13 protein-coding genes are annotated in these 15173 nt (G+C 38.9%); 7 read left to right on the top strand and 6 right to left on the bottom strand.

The genetic code is table 11. From position 1 onward, the window contains the following. Positions 1 to 16: 16 nt before the first annotated feature. Positions 17 to 685, top strand: a complete 669-nt coding sequence (locus F8M42_RS04460; protein ID WP_182188152.1) for a Crp/Fnr family transcriptional regulator — start codon at positions 17 to 19, stop codon at positions 683 to 685. Here F8M42_RS04460 and F8M42_RS04455 read toward each other — a convergent pair. From F8M42_RS04455 to clpX, 3 genes are all read right to left on the bottom strand, one after another. Next, positions 682 to 3168: an FAD-dependent oxidoreductase gene (locus tag F8M42_RS04455; RefSeq protein WP_182188151.1), complete on the bottom strand. Its 2487-nt coding sequence runs from the start codon at positions 3166 to 3168 to the stop codon at positions 682 to 684. The two genes, F8M42_RS04460 and F8M42_RS04455, sit on opposite strands and share 4 nt — an antisense overlap. Positions 3169 to 3424: 256 nt before the next feature. Then, positions 3425 to 3907: a peptide deformylase gene (locus F8M42_RS04450; RefSeq protein WP_182188150.1), complete on the bottom strand. Its 483-nt coding sequence runs from the start codon at positions 3905 to 3907 to the stop codon at positions 3425 to 3427. Between the two features lie 4 nt (positions 3908 to 3911). Then, positions 3912 to 5240: an ATP-dependent Clp protease ATP-binding subunit ClpX gene (clpX, locus tag F8M42_RS04445; RefSeq protein WP_182188149.1), complete on the bottom strand. Its 1329-nt coding sequence runs from the start codon at positions 5238 to 5240 to the stop codon at positions 3912 to 3914. Between the two features lie 207 nt (positions 5241 to 5447). Between clpX and F8M42_RS04440 the strand changes: the two genes are divergently transcribed. Both F8M42_RS04440 and F8M42_RS04435 read left to right on the top strand, forming a co-directional pair. Then, positions 5448 to 6242, top strand: a complete 795-nt coding sequence (locus F8M42_RS04440; protein ID WP_182188148.1) for an HAD family hydrolase — start codon at positions 5448 to 5450, stop codon at positions 6240 to 6242. Positions 6243 to 6258: 16 nt separating this feature from the next. Next, positions 6259 to 7110 (top strand): PHP domain-containing protein, encoded by an 852-nt coding sequence (locus tag F8M42_RS04435; protein ID WP_182188147.1) that lies wholly within the window; start codon positions 6259 to 6261, stop codon positions 7108 to 7110. A 94-nt stretch (positions 7111 to 7204) separates the two neighbouring features. Here the strand turns inward: F8M42_RS04435 and F8M42_RS04430 are convergent, their stop codons facing one another. Beyond that, positions 7205 to 7549, bottom strand: a complete 345-nt coding sequence (locus tag F8M42_RS04430; protein WP_182188146.1) for a winged helix-turn-helix transcriptional regulator — start codon at positions 7547 to 7549, stop codon at positions 7205 to 7207. A gap of 128 nt (positions 7550 to 7677) precedes the next feature. On the opposite strand from F8M42_RS04430, the gene F8M42_RS04425 reads away from it, so the two are divergent. Together F8M42_RS04425 and namA are read left to right on the top strand one after the other, a co-directional pair. Next, complete coding sequence (locus F8M42_RS04425) at positions 7678 to 8340, top strand: flavodoxin family protein (RefSeq protein ID WP_182188145.1); 663 nt, start codon at positions 7678 to 7680, stop codon at positions 8338 to 8340. A gap of 182 nt (positions 8341 to 8522) precedes the next feature. Next, the gene (gene namA, locus F8M42_RS04420) at positions 8523 to 9539 is read left to right on the top strand and encodes an NADPH dehydrogenase NamA (protein ID WP_182188144.1); all 1017 of its coding nucleotides are present in this window, start codon (positions 8523 to 8525) and stop codon (positions 9537 to 9539) included. Positions 9540 to 9628: 89 nt separating this feature from the next. On the opposite strand, the gene larA is transcribed toward namA, so the two are convergent. Next, positions 9629 to 10906 (bottom strand): nickel-dependent lactate racemase, encoded by a 1278-nt coding sequence (larA, locus tag F8M42_RS04415; protein ID WP_229711460.1) that lies wholly within the window; start codon positions 10904 to 10906, stop codon positions 9629 to 9631. Positions 10907 to 11264: 358 nt separating this feature from the next. Here larA and gpmA point away from each other — a divergent pair, with 358 nt between their 5' ends. After that, entirely contained in the window at positions 11265 to 12005 is a 741-nt protein-coding gene (gene gpmA / locus F8M42_RS04410) for a 2,3-diphosphoglycerate-dependent phosphoglycerate mutase (RefSeq protein WP_182188142.1), read from the top strand. Positions 12006 to 12114: 109 nt separating this feature from the next. Here gpmA and F8M42_RS04405 read toward each other — a convergent pair whose 3' ends face one another. Continuing rightward, the gene (locus tag F8M42_RS04405; protein ID WP_182188141.1) at positions 12115 to 13959 is read right to left on the bottom strand and encodes a carbon starvation CstA family protein; all 1845 of its coding nucleotides are present in this window, start codon (positions 13957 to 13959) and stop codon (positions 12115 to 12117) included. A 205-nt stretch (positions 13960 to 14164) separates the two neighbouring features. Between F8M42_RS04405 and F8M42_RS04400 the strand changes: the two genes are divergently transcribed. Then, positions 14165 to 15103: a 2-hydroxyacid dehydrogenase gene (locus tag F8M42_RS04400; RefSeq protein ID WP_182188140.1), complete on the top strand. Its 939-nt coding sequence runs from the start codon at positions 14165 to 14167 to the stop codon at positions 15101 to 15103. Positions 15104 to 15173 lie beyond the last annotated feature (70 nt).

Here is a 15173-nt window from a genome sequence, read left to right as displayed (position 1 = left end):
TTAAAGAGATATCATCATGAAAATTAAAGCTGCCCTAAAGGACAATATTGCTTGTTGGGATAAGTTAACCGAGGCCCAACAGGAAACGCTCATTGAAAATACTGCCGCAATTCATTACCATCGTAAAGAATCAATTCACAATGTCGCGATGGATTGCTTTGGTGTACTAATCGTATTGTCCGGAACATTACGTATATATATCAATTCCCCGGACGGACGGGAAGTAACATTATACCGCTTGCAAACTGGTAATATATGTCTGCTGGCAGCTACCTGCATACTTAAAAGTATCACTTTTGACGTTTATATAGATGCAGTAACCGATTGTGAAATAGTGAGAACAAATGCCTCTGCCTTTTCTTCCGTTATGAAGAAAAATGTCTATCTCGAAGCGTTCACTTATCGGGAAGCTGTCGATCGTTTTTCTGATGCCGTATGGGCATTGCAACAAATATTATTTCTGAGTTTTGACAAGCGTCTGGCATTATTTTTGCTGCACGAAAGTAAGACATCCAATTCACTTACGATCAATATGACACATGAACAAATTGCCCGTTTTCTTGGCAGCGCCCGCGAAGTAGTTACCAGAATGCTTAAATATTTTTCAACGGAAGGGCTGGTTACACTGTCTCGCGGTAAAGTGAATATAACCAGCCTCAAAGGTTTGGAAAAATTGACCCGTTAAATGAATAAATTTACATTGGCTTCTTCTGCCGCCCCAAGATATGACGTTACACCGCCAAAATCAATACCATCGATCAATTCCTCTTTAGTTATCCCCATGACATCCATCGACATAGTGCAGGCAATCATTTTTACACCATTTTCCCGCGCTGATTTTAAAAGTTCGTCTAAAGATGCCACATTTTTATCCTTCATGATTTTTTTCATCATTTTAGTACCTATGCCTCCCATATTCATTTTGGATATCGTGAGATTTTCCGTACCGCGCGGCATCATTGAACCAAACATTTTAGCTATAAATGATTTCTTTACCGCCGGTGCATTATTTTTACGCAGAATATTCAACCCCCAGAAAGTAAAGAACATCGTAACCGGCCTTCCCATAGCAGCTGCCCCATTGGCAATTACCAACGATGCCATAGCTCTGTCAAGATCATCGCTGAAAACTACCATCGTTTTACCCACAGCCATACTGCTGTCTTTTGATACATGAGACGACTGTATGGCAGCGCTATTGACACCTTTTCCGACATAGGCGATGTATTGATGCCCGGTTTTATCAGTTTTAACCAGGGTATTTCCTGTTTTTTCACACCATGCTCTGATATCACGAATAAATCCCATATCTGTCGCCGATACTTTTATTACTTCACCGTCATTCATTTTCCGCACAGCCTGATTAACCTTTAGTATCGGACCCGGGCATTGTAATCCATTGCAGTCAAGTGCCTGAATGTTAAATTCATCCACTATTTTCATATTTGCAGATTTGTCTGTTGCAGCCGGCTGCTCTGAAGCAGTCGGCTTTAAATCATCCTTTTGTTTATCTTGAAAGTGTACAGCCTTATAAAAATTAGTACCACCCTCCAATACCATGACATGTTCAAAACCATTTTGCATCAATATTCTTGCGGCATTATACGAACGTACGCCGACTGCGCAATATACAATAATTGTTTTGTGTTTATCCAGTTCTGTAAAACGACTGCGCAGCTGGCCCAACGGGATATGATATGCATCAGGCAGATGATAAACCATAAATTCTATGTCTTCTCTGATATCAAGAATCGTTATATTATCATTCTGACTGTTATCAAATTCTTCGACACTGATAAAACTAACCAATCCCGTAAGTATATTTTCTGCCACAAATCCCATCATATTGATTGGATCCTTAGCTGCAGAAAACGGTGGGGCATAAGCAAATTCCATCCGCTGTAAATCATAAATATCACCATTCATCTGCATAACGGCAGCAAGTGTATCAATCCGTTTGTCCACACCAGACTGTCCGACAATCTGTGCACCCAAAATCTTTCCTTCCGCCGTAAAAATCAATTTCATATATAAATCTGCTGCATCAGGATAATAACCGGCGTGCGATTTCTGATTTATTACTACAGTATAATAATCACTGTTTTTCTTTTTCCCATTAAATTTTAAAGTTTTTTCATTAAGCCCCACAGAAGCAGCATCAAGGTCAAAAACCTGTGCTATTGCCGTTCCATAGGTTCCCTGATAAATTTTATCATCTCCGACGATATTGTCCGCACAAATACGGGCTTGCTTATTAGCCGGTCCTGCCAATGGTATCATCGTCTTATCACCAGTCAACGGATTTTCTACTTCAATAACATCACCGACAGCATAAATATTCTCATCAGAAGTCTGCAATTTATTATTCACAACTATCCCGCCGCGCTGATTCAGTTTTAATCCTGCATCCCGCGCCAAAAAACTGTTTGGTCTGACGCCTATGGATAATATAACCACATCAGCCGGGACTTTTTTACCACTGCTTAAATGAATCAGCACTGTTTCATTCTTTTCTTCAAATTCAGTTACCTTATCGCCTAAAAATAATTCGACATCATTATCGATTATATTTTCATGCAGCAGCTGGGCCATTTCTTTATCAAGCGGTGCCATTACCTGATCTAATGCTTCAATTATAGTTACATGTATACCTTTTTTATGAAGATTTTCTGCCATTTCCAACCCAATAAATCCGCCACCAACCACTACTGCCCGCTTGGGCTGCAGCTCATCAATAGTTTTTTTGATTTTGTCAGTATCATCGACCGACCATAAAGTCATAATTTTTTTTGCATCGATACCCTTGATAGGTGGTCTGAGTGGTGATGATCCGGTGGCAATTACCAGTTTATCATAACTTTCTTCGTATTTTGCACCAGTCTGAAGATCTTTCACCAAAACACATCTTTTATCCGGTAAAATCTTTTCCGCTTCATTAAAAATACGGACATCCACATTAAATTTATTTTTCATTCCTTCCGGTGTCTGTACTAAAAGTTTTTCCCGTTCTTTTATCACATTTCCGATATAATAAGGCAAACCGCAGTTAGCATAAGATATATAACCACCTTTTTCCAAAACTACAATTTCCATTGATTCGTCTCTTCTTCTAAGCCGTGCTGCCGTGGTGGCGCCCCCGGCAACCCCGCCAATAATAACTGTCTTCATTATGGACAGCCTCCCTTACATTTGATAAATCAATTATATAACATATATAATTTTTTATCTGTGAGTTAGTCACAAAACTTATGAAAAAACCGGACTAATGCGATTGATCCGCATAGTCCGGTTTTTGTCCAAAACATACTTTTAGCTAGCAAACTTTTTATAAGGATCCATTAATAAACGCATTAATCTGCCCTTTAAACCACCGCATCAGCATCTCCGGAGAAAAATCATGCATCCGGCCGTTTCATCATATACACTAAACATTATCTTTGCACAAACTAAAAGACTTGTTATCTATTGCCCGCATAGTGGCAAGGACGCCCTCCAAATGATCATATTCATGCTGCAGCAATTCAGACATACTTCCCTGCAGATAAAAGACCTTTGCCTCTCCTTGCATATCGGTAAAATATACACGGCACTGCACATAACGTCTCACTTTTACATAAAGCCCGGGCAGTGACATACAATCGTCCCACAGCTCTATCATTTCAGGGGTAGGAAACTCCAGCCGGGGATTAATAAATACCACCGGTTCATCAATATACATATAAATAATACGTTTTCGCACACCAATTTGCGGTGCTGCTATTGCCCTGCCGGCATGATGTTTTTCCCGCCAGTCAAATAATGTATCATGTAAATCAGTTACTATCCCGGTAATATCTTCACTTGCCATCACTGGCTGGCTAACTTCATATAAGTCAGTATTTCCCAATAATAAAAGCTTTTTTATCATTTATTCATCCGGCAAAATTACTTGCCGCCTCTTTTGACTCATCTGTTTCAGTATTATCTAATATCTGTATCTCAGGCTCAGCATCTTTTTCGATACATTCCTGTGTAATAATGACTTTACGCGGTTTTTTCGATTTTGGCAGTTCATACATCGTGTCAAGCATGGCATCTTCCAATATTCCTTTCAGACTGCGTGCGCCGGTTTTTCTTTCTATTGCTTTCCGGGCCACTGCACGAAGCGCCTCATCAGTGAATTCCAGTTCTATGTTATCCACTGCCATCAATTTTTTATACTGCTTCACCGGAGCATTTTTCGGCTCAGTCAATATACGCAGTAACGCATTCTCATCTAATGTTTCCAAAGTACAGATTATTGGCAGCCGGCCAATAATTTCGGGAATAATACCAAACTTCATAAGGTCCTCTGGTCTGACCTGACGTATCAATTCATCATATTTTGTATCTTTATTATTATCCTTTACATCAACACCAAATCCAATAGCGGCCGTATTTTTTTTCAATCGTCTTTCCACTATTTTCTCTATGCCGACAAAAGCTCCACCGACAATAAACAATATATTCGTTGTATCTATCTTGGTAGTCGGTGCTTCCGGATGTTTTCTTTGTCCCCGTGCAGTGAATTCCACTACACTGCCTTCCAGCATTTTTAAAAGAGCCTGCTGCACCCCTTCGTGACCTGGGTCGGCTGTTATAGAATTATTTTCACCAGACTTTCTGGCAATTTTATCAAATTCATCCAGATAAATTATGCCATGTTCTGTTTTTTCCACATTTTTGTCAGCGGCATAATAAAGATTACGCACAGCAACTTCAACATCGGCGCCGACAAAACCTGCCTCAGTAAGACTTGATGCATCAGTCACTGCAAATGGTATATCAAGTAATTTGGCAAGATGTGACAACATTGCCGTCTTACCGCAGCCGGATGGCCCCATCATTATCACATTCGATTTTTCAATTTCCACATCATCATGGCCCTCCATACATTTCATACGTTTATAATGATTATAAACAGCCACTGACAGAATCTTTTTAGCCCTATCCTGATTGATGATATATTCGTCTAAATATTTTTTTATAATATGCGGTCTGTTTTTATCCAGCACAGAATCTAAATTATTAATAAATTTACGCCGCACAATCTTTGCTGTTTCCTCTTCATTTTCAGCTATTAATTGATATATCTCTTTTATGCAGTTTTTACAAATAGCAAACCCCGTCTGTGGATCAAATATCGGCAGATCATATTGACTGGTTATTTTTATGTCACGCTTGCAAAAACTACATACATGGTGTAAGTCGTTTTGAGGCATATATATTCCTTCTTTCTATGGCAGGACTATTATAGCTATGATCAGAACATAAATACACTATAATATAAATATCCTAACATATAGTATACCAAAATAAATATAATCATGTAAACATCATTTGTCAAATATATATACGCTTCCTTTCGTACTGATAAATTGCTTTTCATATGTTATAATAAAATCAATATCAATAAAGGGGCAAAGCATATGATAAAATGGATTATTTCCGATATGGATGGCACACTGCTTGATGACAACGGACAACTACCGGTCAATTTTGATGATACCATTATTGAATTAAAAAAGCGCGGCATAATATTTTCACCTGCCAGCGGCCGACAGTATTATGCACTTACCAGACAGTTTTCCCGCTACAAAGATGATTGGTTATTTATTGCTGAAAACGGAACCATGGTTGTCCATGGTAATGAACTTTTATCCTATACCAGCCTTCCTGATAATTTGACTGCCAAACTTATTGCAACAGCTACTTCACTCAAGGGCGTCTATGTTGTTGTCTGCACTTGCAGCGGCAGTTATGTCATCAGCGAAAATGCTGCCTTTTTTGCTGAAATGGGTAAATATTATACCAATTATAAAATAATTAACGATTTTTACTCTATAAAAGATCCTATCATAAAAATTTCCATCTGTGATTGTGATAACCGTAATATGCTTGATACAGCCCATGCCCAGCTGGCTGCTTATCAGGACAAAGTCCAGTTAGTAATGGCCACTCACATCTGGCTTGACATTATGCCAAAAGGTATGAACAAAGGAATAGCTATCCAAAAAATGCAAAAAAAACTCCATATAAAACCAGAAGAATGTATGGCTTTCGGTGATTTTTACAACGACCTGGAAATGCTTGAATCAGTCGGTGAAAGCTACGCTATGGAAAATGCTATTCCCGAACTTAAAGCAGTGGCCAAACATATCGCCCCGACCAATTCCCAAGGCGGTGTAATAAAAGTTATCCGCGAATATTTGCAAAAAAACTAGTGAGGAGACATTTCCTATGAAAATAGACTATCATATGCATTTTGAATACGGTTCTTATGATCTTTCATGGGTACAGGGCTTTTTTGACAGTGCTGCCAAGCGCCATATCGGTGAAATAGGCATTTCTGAACATACACATGGTTTCACTGATTTCAAAACACTGTATTATAAAGATGTTATCCACGATGATTCCTTCATCGGAAAGTTTCAGAAAAAATGGCTGCAAACCAACAAATTTAAATGCCCCTTGTCTGACTATATAAAATTCATGGATATGCTCAAAGCTAAGGGTTCCCCGGTAAAAACCGGTATTGAAGTATGCAATTTTCAAGATCAGACCACAGTAAAACAAATTTTAGACCGACAACCATTTGATTATATAATCGGGTCAGTTCATTTTCTCCATGGCTGGGCCTATGACTCATCACAAATACGTGCTGAATGGAAAAACCATGATTTAAAAGAAATTTATGAATGGTATACTCAAGAGGTCGAAAAATTATGCACTGCAAAAATCTATGATATATTAGGACATCCTTTTAATATCCGTCTGTTTAAATTTTTACCTGATTTTGATGTAACACCCTATCTTATCCGTGTGGCCGAAGCTATGAAAAAAGCCAACATGGTCGTTGATATTAACACCGGAACACGCTATCGCTATCCGATAAAAGAAATATCTCCTTTCCCCGCATTCATGAAAATCGCTGCTAAATACAAACTTCCTGTCATTACTTCCTCTGATGCCCACAAACCAGAAGACTGCGGTGCTTACATTGATGAAGCTGTCGCCTATGCCAAATCCTTCGGATATACCCAACGCGTCAAATTTACCAACAGAAACCGTGAATTTATTCCTATTGATTAATATTAACTATCTTACATTATAAACTTACCCCTGGGGGTTAGATTTACCATCTATCCCCAGGGGTTTTACTAAACAATTTTTTATTTCATAATGACTATTTTTCACTTAATATCTGTTTCCCTGCACTTTTTATATATTCGACACCCCATTTACGCATAGAATCTAACACGGGAATAAGACTAAGGCCAAACTGGGAAAGGCTGTATTCAGTCTTGGGCGGTACTACCGGATAAACTTTACGATTCACTATTCCGTCGTGCTCAAGTTCGCGCAATTGCTGTGTCAGCATTTTAGGAGTAGCCTGCGGTATTTGTTTTTGCAACTGATTGAACCGCAAAGTGTTATTTATCAGATGCCAAAGGATTACCGTCTTATATTTACCGCCGATTAAATTTACTACAGCTTCAACCGGACAACTAAAACTTTTTGCTGTTCTCAATATTATTACTTCCTTTTTAGATAGTATGTTACAAAAAAGTGTATTCTTGATAAAAAGAAAATTACTATATATTATATTAATATACACTATTTAAATATACAATACCATATTAAAAGGAGAGTTTTATTATGAAAGTTTTCATGCTCAATGGGAGTCCGCACAAAGAAGGCTGTGTCTATACAGCCTTGACTGAAGTTGCTGCACAACTAAATAAAGAAGATGTAGAAACAAAAATATTTCATATTGGTAACCGCGCGGTTCATGGCTGTATTGCCTGTGGGCGCTGCAGCTCACTGAAAAAATGCGTATTTGATGATGATACCGCTAATGTCATCTTGGAAAAAATGAAAACGGCTGATGGTATAATTGTCGGTTCACCAGTATATTATGCCGGTCCCAATGGTGCATTATGTGCTCTTCTGGATCGCATTTTTTGTTCCGGCAGTAATTTTCTTATCGGCAAACCATCAGCCGCAGTGCTTAGTTGCCGACGTGGCGGTGCTAGTGCTTCTTTCGACCGATTAAACAAATATTTCACCATCAATCAAATGCCATTAGTAACCTCCCAATACTGGAACTCTGTACATGGTTTTACCCCTGATGATGTGAGAAAAGATCTTGAAGGACTCCAAACAATGCGTCTTTTAGGACATAACATGGTCTGGTTACTTAAAAACATGACCAAAAACTTTTCGCCGTTATTAGAAAAAAGAATAATGACCAATTTTATTAAAAATGAAGAAATTGAAAAAAAATTAGAACTTCTCACCAGGAAAAATCTCGATGACTGACATTATCTGCCAAAAACAGCATAGATAAAATTTGTCTGTTTTCTATTATTCTAAATAATATTGGCAAACATTGAATTTTTTTCATAGTACTTATATAATAAATGATGTTGATATTGCTTTTCAAAATCAAAGATTGTTATGAAATATATTTAATCTTAACAATATGAAAGTGGTGATTATTAATGAAACTATTTGAAAAGTTCACTATAAAAAATATGACTTTACGAAACCGCATAGTAATGCCACCTATGTGTATGTATTCAGCAGCCGATGACGGCCAAGCCAATGATTTTCACTTAACCCATTATGCTTCCAGGGCTGTCGGCGGTGTTGGACTCATAATAGTTGAAGCGACCGGTATTAAACCGATAGGCAGAATATCGGACAATGATTTAGGTCTATGGGAAGACGAACAAATCCCTGGATTAAAAAAAATAGTCGATGCCTGCCATCGTTATGGTTCGAAAACAGCACTGCAAATAAACCATGCCGGTCGTAAAAGTCAATCAGCTTCAGGTCATCCTGTCGCCCCCAGTGCTCTTACATTTAGTGATAAATATCGCACGCCTGCCGAACTGACCAGACCTGAAATCAATGAAATAATTGATGCCTTTAAACAGGCGGCCAGTCGGGCCGATGCAGCCGGTTTCGATGCCTTGGAAATTCACGCTGCCCACGGTTATCTATTACATGAATTTTTATCACCATTAACTAATAAACGAACCGACGAATATGGTGGCAGCCTAAAAAACCGCACCCGCTTTTTAGAACAGGTCCTGCAGCAAGTACATACTGTATGGCCTGCCGATAAACCGGTTTGGATACGTGTATCAGCCTCTGACTATGATTCCGTCGGAATTGATGCTGCCATGATGGTAGAGATAATTAACGATGTGCGGTCATTGATAGATATGGTACACGTAAGTTCAGGCGGTTTATTACCTACACCAGTAAACTCTTATCCCGGATATCAGGCGCCATTAGCTGATGCCATCCGCCGTAAATGTCATATTCCTGTCATTGCTGTAGGACTTTTAACTAACCCGGAAATTGCTGAAGCCCTTTTACAGACCGAACGGGCAGACCTTACTGCATTTGGACGGGAATTACTGCGCCATCCTTATTTTGCAATACAGGCCGCCCAAAAATACGGCGTTGTCGGCTATATACCTAAGCAATACGAACGTGCTTATGATTGACTGCCGACTGTAAATTTTATAATTTACCTATTTACACAAATGCACCTTACTAAAAAGATAAACTTTTTAGTAAGGTGCATTATTATTTTTTATTTTACAATGACCGATAATCCATCAGGAATAACCGTAACCGTTGCCTTTTCTCCCTTTAACTGAAATGCTCTTTCCAGAGCCTGCTCGATACTGTCAGCAGCCTCCATATGCAGACCATGGACAAATTTTTTATCAACTAAATCCGATACCAATATCACATGATGGTGCACCAATATTCTGGCAAGGATCTGTGACGTCCATTGTTCTGGAACAGTTTCCTGCCGTGGTGTCTTAATCGCCCTTTCCAAAAATTCTTCAGGTGTTCGAACATCAGCGATATTATTATAAAAACCAACCCCGCCATGGCCGTCGCAACAACCCGCAGCAATTATTATTACACCACCCTCTTTATTTGTTGCTTCCGCTGCGGTCATTCCCTTTACTGCCTGATAAATATTTTGATCAAGCGGATAACCGCCATTACTCGTAATTGCTATATCACAAGGAATTTTTTTTACTTCAGCCAGCTGTTTTACAAACTCACAGCCCTTTAAATGTGCCTTTTCAGAATCACCGGCAAAAGAGGCAATAATTTTTTTATCTTCATCAAGAACCACATTCAAAATAAATTTTAAACCAGCAGCTTTAGCAGCATAAATCATATCCTCATGAATCGGATTATGCTGCATGTTACCGGTACGAGCCCTGTCAGAATCAATAAATTCACCACAATGATTGGCCATTATTGTTTTGTAAGAAGCAATCCCCGGTAAAACAGCTTTACGTCCGCCAGAAAAACCTGCAAAAAAATGTGATTCAATAAACCCTTCTGCCAGCAGCAAATCGGCTTCCATAGCAATTTTATTAATAATACATGGTCCGCCGGAAGGCAATGTACCGATTTTAACCATAGCCGAATCATCACTGGCTGCATGTATCACTATTTTTTCATTACGAACAATCTCTTCACCATATTTATCAATCAATTCCTGCCTGGTGGAAGGGCGGTGAAATCCGGTGGCCACTAATATAGTAATATTGGCTTCCGGCTCGGCATCTCGTATGTGTTTCAATATAATAGGTGTTATTATTTTAGAAGGAACAGGTCTTGTATGATCAGAACTTATTAGAACAATATTTTTTTTACCCTTGACCAGTTCCTCCAATTTCGATGATGCAATAGGACAGTTAAGTGAATTTTCAACTATCTGTTTTTCTGTCAAATCCGTATGAAATGCAGCTGCTTTGGAGACAAGAATACCTGCCAGATTATCCTGCGGTATTTTTGCCGTTACGACTCCCTTATGATAAGGAAGATCAATACATTTTACCAATCCGTTCATCTCCTGACAATATAATGTTATTACATATTTTTAGCATAAAACGCCAAAACTGATTTATAGATAAATTTCTGAATTGCAAATTTTATTAATATTATATTATATATATTACTACTAAATAGATTTTTTGGAAACACTCACCTTTAATTTTTTATCCATTTATAACACCCTATTGCAGATTATTATTCTTATGCTATAATGAATTTTAGAAAAAGGATAGTTGATGCCCGCTCGCTTGGCTTTCCTCATCAATGATTGCTATAAAGAAAGTCGGCTCGGTCACAGTCGGCTTTTTTCATATTTTACTGCCTGTTATTCGCGACTTACGATATTTTTAAAAGAGGTGTATCAAATGAAATTAGTATTAATAAGACATGGTGAAAGTGAATGGAATCAAAAAAATCTATTTACCGGTTGGACAGATGTCGATCTGACAGAAAAAGGTAGAAATGAAGCACACACGGCCGGAAATGCTCTTAAAGAAAAAGGCTTTGATTTTGACATATGCTATACCTCCTATCTTAAGCGTGCTATCCACACACTTGACATCATTTTAAGTGAACTTGACAGAGTATGGCTGCCCGTGATAAAAACCTGGAAACTCAATGAGCGCCACTATGGAGCTTTACAGGGTCTCAACAAATCAGAAACTGCTGTAAAATATGGTGAAGAACAAGTTAAAATATGGCGCCGTTCCTTTGATGTCTGCCCACCGCTTTTATCCCAAACCGACAAACGCAATCCTGCCTTACTGCCTGCCTACAAAAATGTTATAAAAAATGAGCTTCCCCTCAGTGAAAGTTTAAAAGATACCATTGCCCGCGTCGTACCTTATTATCAAGAACATATACTGCAAGATATGAAAGCCGGTAAACGCGTCATTATTGCTGCTCACGGCAATTCATTGCGTGCCCTGGTGAAAATGCTCGACGGACTTTCTTCCGAGGAAATTGTCAATGTAAATATACCAACTGGTGTTCCCTTAGTATACGAATTTGATGACAATTGGAGTGTCACCAATAAATATTATCTTGGTGATGCTGCTGCCATTCAGGCAAAAATCAACAGCGTTGCCTCGCAGGGAAAGGCATAATCTGCAATCTTGCTTATTTTTGAAACAAAAAACCGGCTGATCAGCCGGTTTTTTGTTTCAGTTAAATATTAGCCAGTTTAACCAAAACCCCATTTTTTAATATAAGCTTTTATTCTACCGGCAAAGGCCGGCCTTCTTTTTCTAATTCAGCTTTTGTTTCAGCCTCTATCTCTTCTCTTGTCCTATAGTCCTGCGGTACAGTCTTGGCATAACGCAGCCAGCTGCGGACCGATTCAATCATAACCAACGTCACAAGCACAAACATAATAGCACTTATTGCTACAAGCAGCCATTTACCACTGGGAATATAACTATCAAAAATATTGAGATAGTCGGCATAATAAGTAATCACTGCCATAAATAAACATGGTATCATCGTCACCCATACGTAACGGCCCCGTCCGGTACGATATATATATGACGTACCAATAGCCAGAGTAATTGTACCTAAAAGCTGATTTGATACACCAAACAACGGCCATATTTCCCCGATATTACCCTGCAATACCAAATAACCCCAGCATAAACTTATCGTTGCACTGCAGATAATAATACCCGGCCACCATTCGGTATTACCAAACGGTTTATACACTCTGCCTAAAAGTTCCTGCAGCAGATAACGGCCGACACGCGAGCCGGCATCAATTAAGGTTAATATGAATAAAGCTTCAAACATAATACAAAAATGATACCAAAAACCCATAAACTGATCCATAAAGGGAATCTTAGAAAAAACATCAGCCATCCCTACAGCCAATGATACTGCCCCACCTGGTCTGTGCATGAGATTTTCACCGACCATATTCGACAGCATCGGCAGATCCTGTACATGTATCCCCAAGGCATTAAATGCCTGCTGCGTGGAATTTATCGCAAAATAATCTGATGGATGCAGACTGGTGGCTGCAATCAAAGCCATCATTGAAATGAAAGCTTCAGTAAGCATTGCCCCATAGCCAATCGGCAGTATCTGCCGTTCATTAGTCAGCATTTTTGGCGTCGTACCAGTGGCTATGATACTGTGGAAACCCGATAATGCACCACAGGCAATCGTAATAAAGACAAAGGGAATAACCGATCCTTTTATCACAGGACCACCGCCCCAAAGAAACGGTGATGTAGCCGGCATCCGAATAGCCGGTGCCACTATAAGGATACCAATAGCCAGTGCAGCTATTGTACCTATTTTCATATAAGTGCTAAGATAATCACGCGGTGCCAATAACAACCACACCGGCAGTACTGACGCAAAAAAACCATAAATTGCAATCCCAATTTCTATCTGTACGACACTAAAGGTAAAAAATGGTGCCAATGTTGCCGAATCCCGTATATATGGGCCTAATCCAACAGCCAGCAGTATCAAAGTTACCCCCAGGATCGTCGCTTCTTTTATTTTACCAGGACGTAAATATTTAATATAAATTCCAATAAAAATAGCAATGGGAATAGTAGATCCTACAGTAAATGTTCCCCATGGACTATTAAATAAAGAGTTAGCAACAACAACAGCCATTCCGGCCTCGGTAATGATCAACAAAAACAGCGTAGCCCACAAAGCGCTGGTTCCAGCCAATTTACTGATTTCCGCCTTAGCTATTTCAGCTATAGATTTTCCATTATGCCGCACTGAAGCCAGTAATATTACCATATCATGAACAGCTCCGGCAAAAACTGACCCGAGCAAAATCCACAATGCTCCCGGCAGATAACCAAATTGAGCAGCTATAACCGGACCAACTAATGGTCCTGCACCGGCGATGGCCGCAAAATGATGACCAAACACCACCCATTTATTAGTAGGAACATAATCATGACCATCTTCAAGACGAATTGACGGCGGTGTCCTAAACTCATTAAGAGTTAAGACCTTTGCTGCAATAAATGCTCCATAAAAACGATATGCCAGCATAAGAAAACAAGCTGTAATAATAACAAGATAGACACCATTCATTAAAACACCCTCCCTTGATAAGATACTATTAATTTATCACAAAAATTCTAAATTATCAATAATAATGTAAATATTATGTCGGTTATTATAGGATAATTAATAATTATTATTTTACGGTAAATTATGACAATTTATAAATAAAAAAGTATTTACCTAATAAATAAAGAATTATATAATAATGTAGAATTAAATGGGGGGGATTTGTGTGCTTACCTGTATTTTTTTAGATAAAATCGATTCCAATACAGAAAATCTTATTCGTGCCGCAGCACCTAAAAATATACAAATATTTTTTTGGAGCAAATTATCTGCCATGCAGCAGGAAGAGTATATAAAACGTGCAGATGCCCTGTTGACTGCTACTTATATTGTCGACGCTGCTTTAATGAAACAAGCGATCAAGTTGAAGACAGTGCAAAAAACAGGTGTCGGTACCGATAATATTGATAAAGCTGCCGCTAAAAAACTGGGAATAATAGTAGATAATGTTCCCGGTGGCAATGCTGAAAGTGTTGCTGAACTGACTATTGCTTTTATCCTGGATATTTATCGTCATATTATACCACTGGAAACTATGAGCCAAACAAGACAATGGGGTATGTGGCAGTACCGTGATACTTCATTTGATATCAAGGGTAAAACCTATGGCATTATCGGTTTTGGCAACATTGGCAAACGTACCGCACAACTTGCCAATGCCTTTGGTGCCAATGTCATTTACTACAATCGTACCCGTCAGACCGATGACATTGAAAATACATACGCTGTCACATACGCACCATTAAACAAGTTGCTGCAAACGTCTGACATTGTCAGCATCCATCTGCCGCTGACTGAACAGACAACAAATTTCATAGACACCGACCAATTAAAATTAATGAAAGATACTGCTGTCCTGGTGAATGTCGGCAGAGGCGGGGTCATCAACGAAACCGCTCTGTATACCGAAATGAAAAACGGTCGTTTTCTGGGTGCCGGAATTGATGTCTGGTCAAAAGAACCTTTTGATGCCGCCAACCAACTTCTTGAACTGCCCAACGTCATTGCCACACCGCATATTGGCGCCGGTACTCAGGATGCCATGCGTAATGTTTATCATATCTGTTTTGAAAAAATTATACAAAATTGCACAGATATATTATAATTAATGAAATACTTTTTGTTGGGTCTGTCACACGAACGGCATTGACCTCATAAAGCTGCAATCAGCCACC

This window comes from Pectinatus frisingensis (genome assembly GCF_014076555.1).
Classification (GTDB): Bacteria; Bacillota; Negativicutes; order Selenomonadales; family Selenomonadaceae; genus Pectinatus; species Pectinatus frisingensis.
The sequence above is the reverse complement of the archived record's forward strand: the minus strand, read 5'-3'. Positions and strand labels throughout refer to the sequence as shown.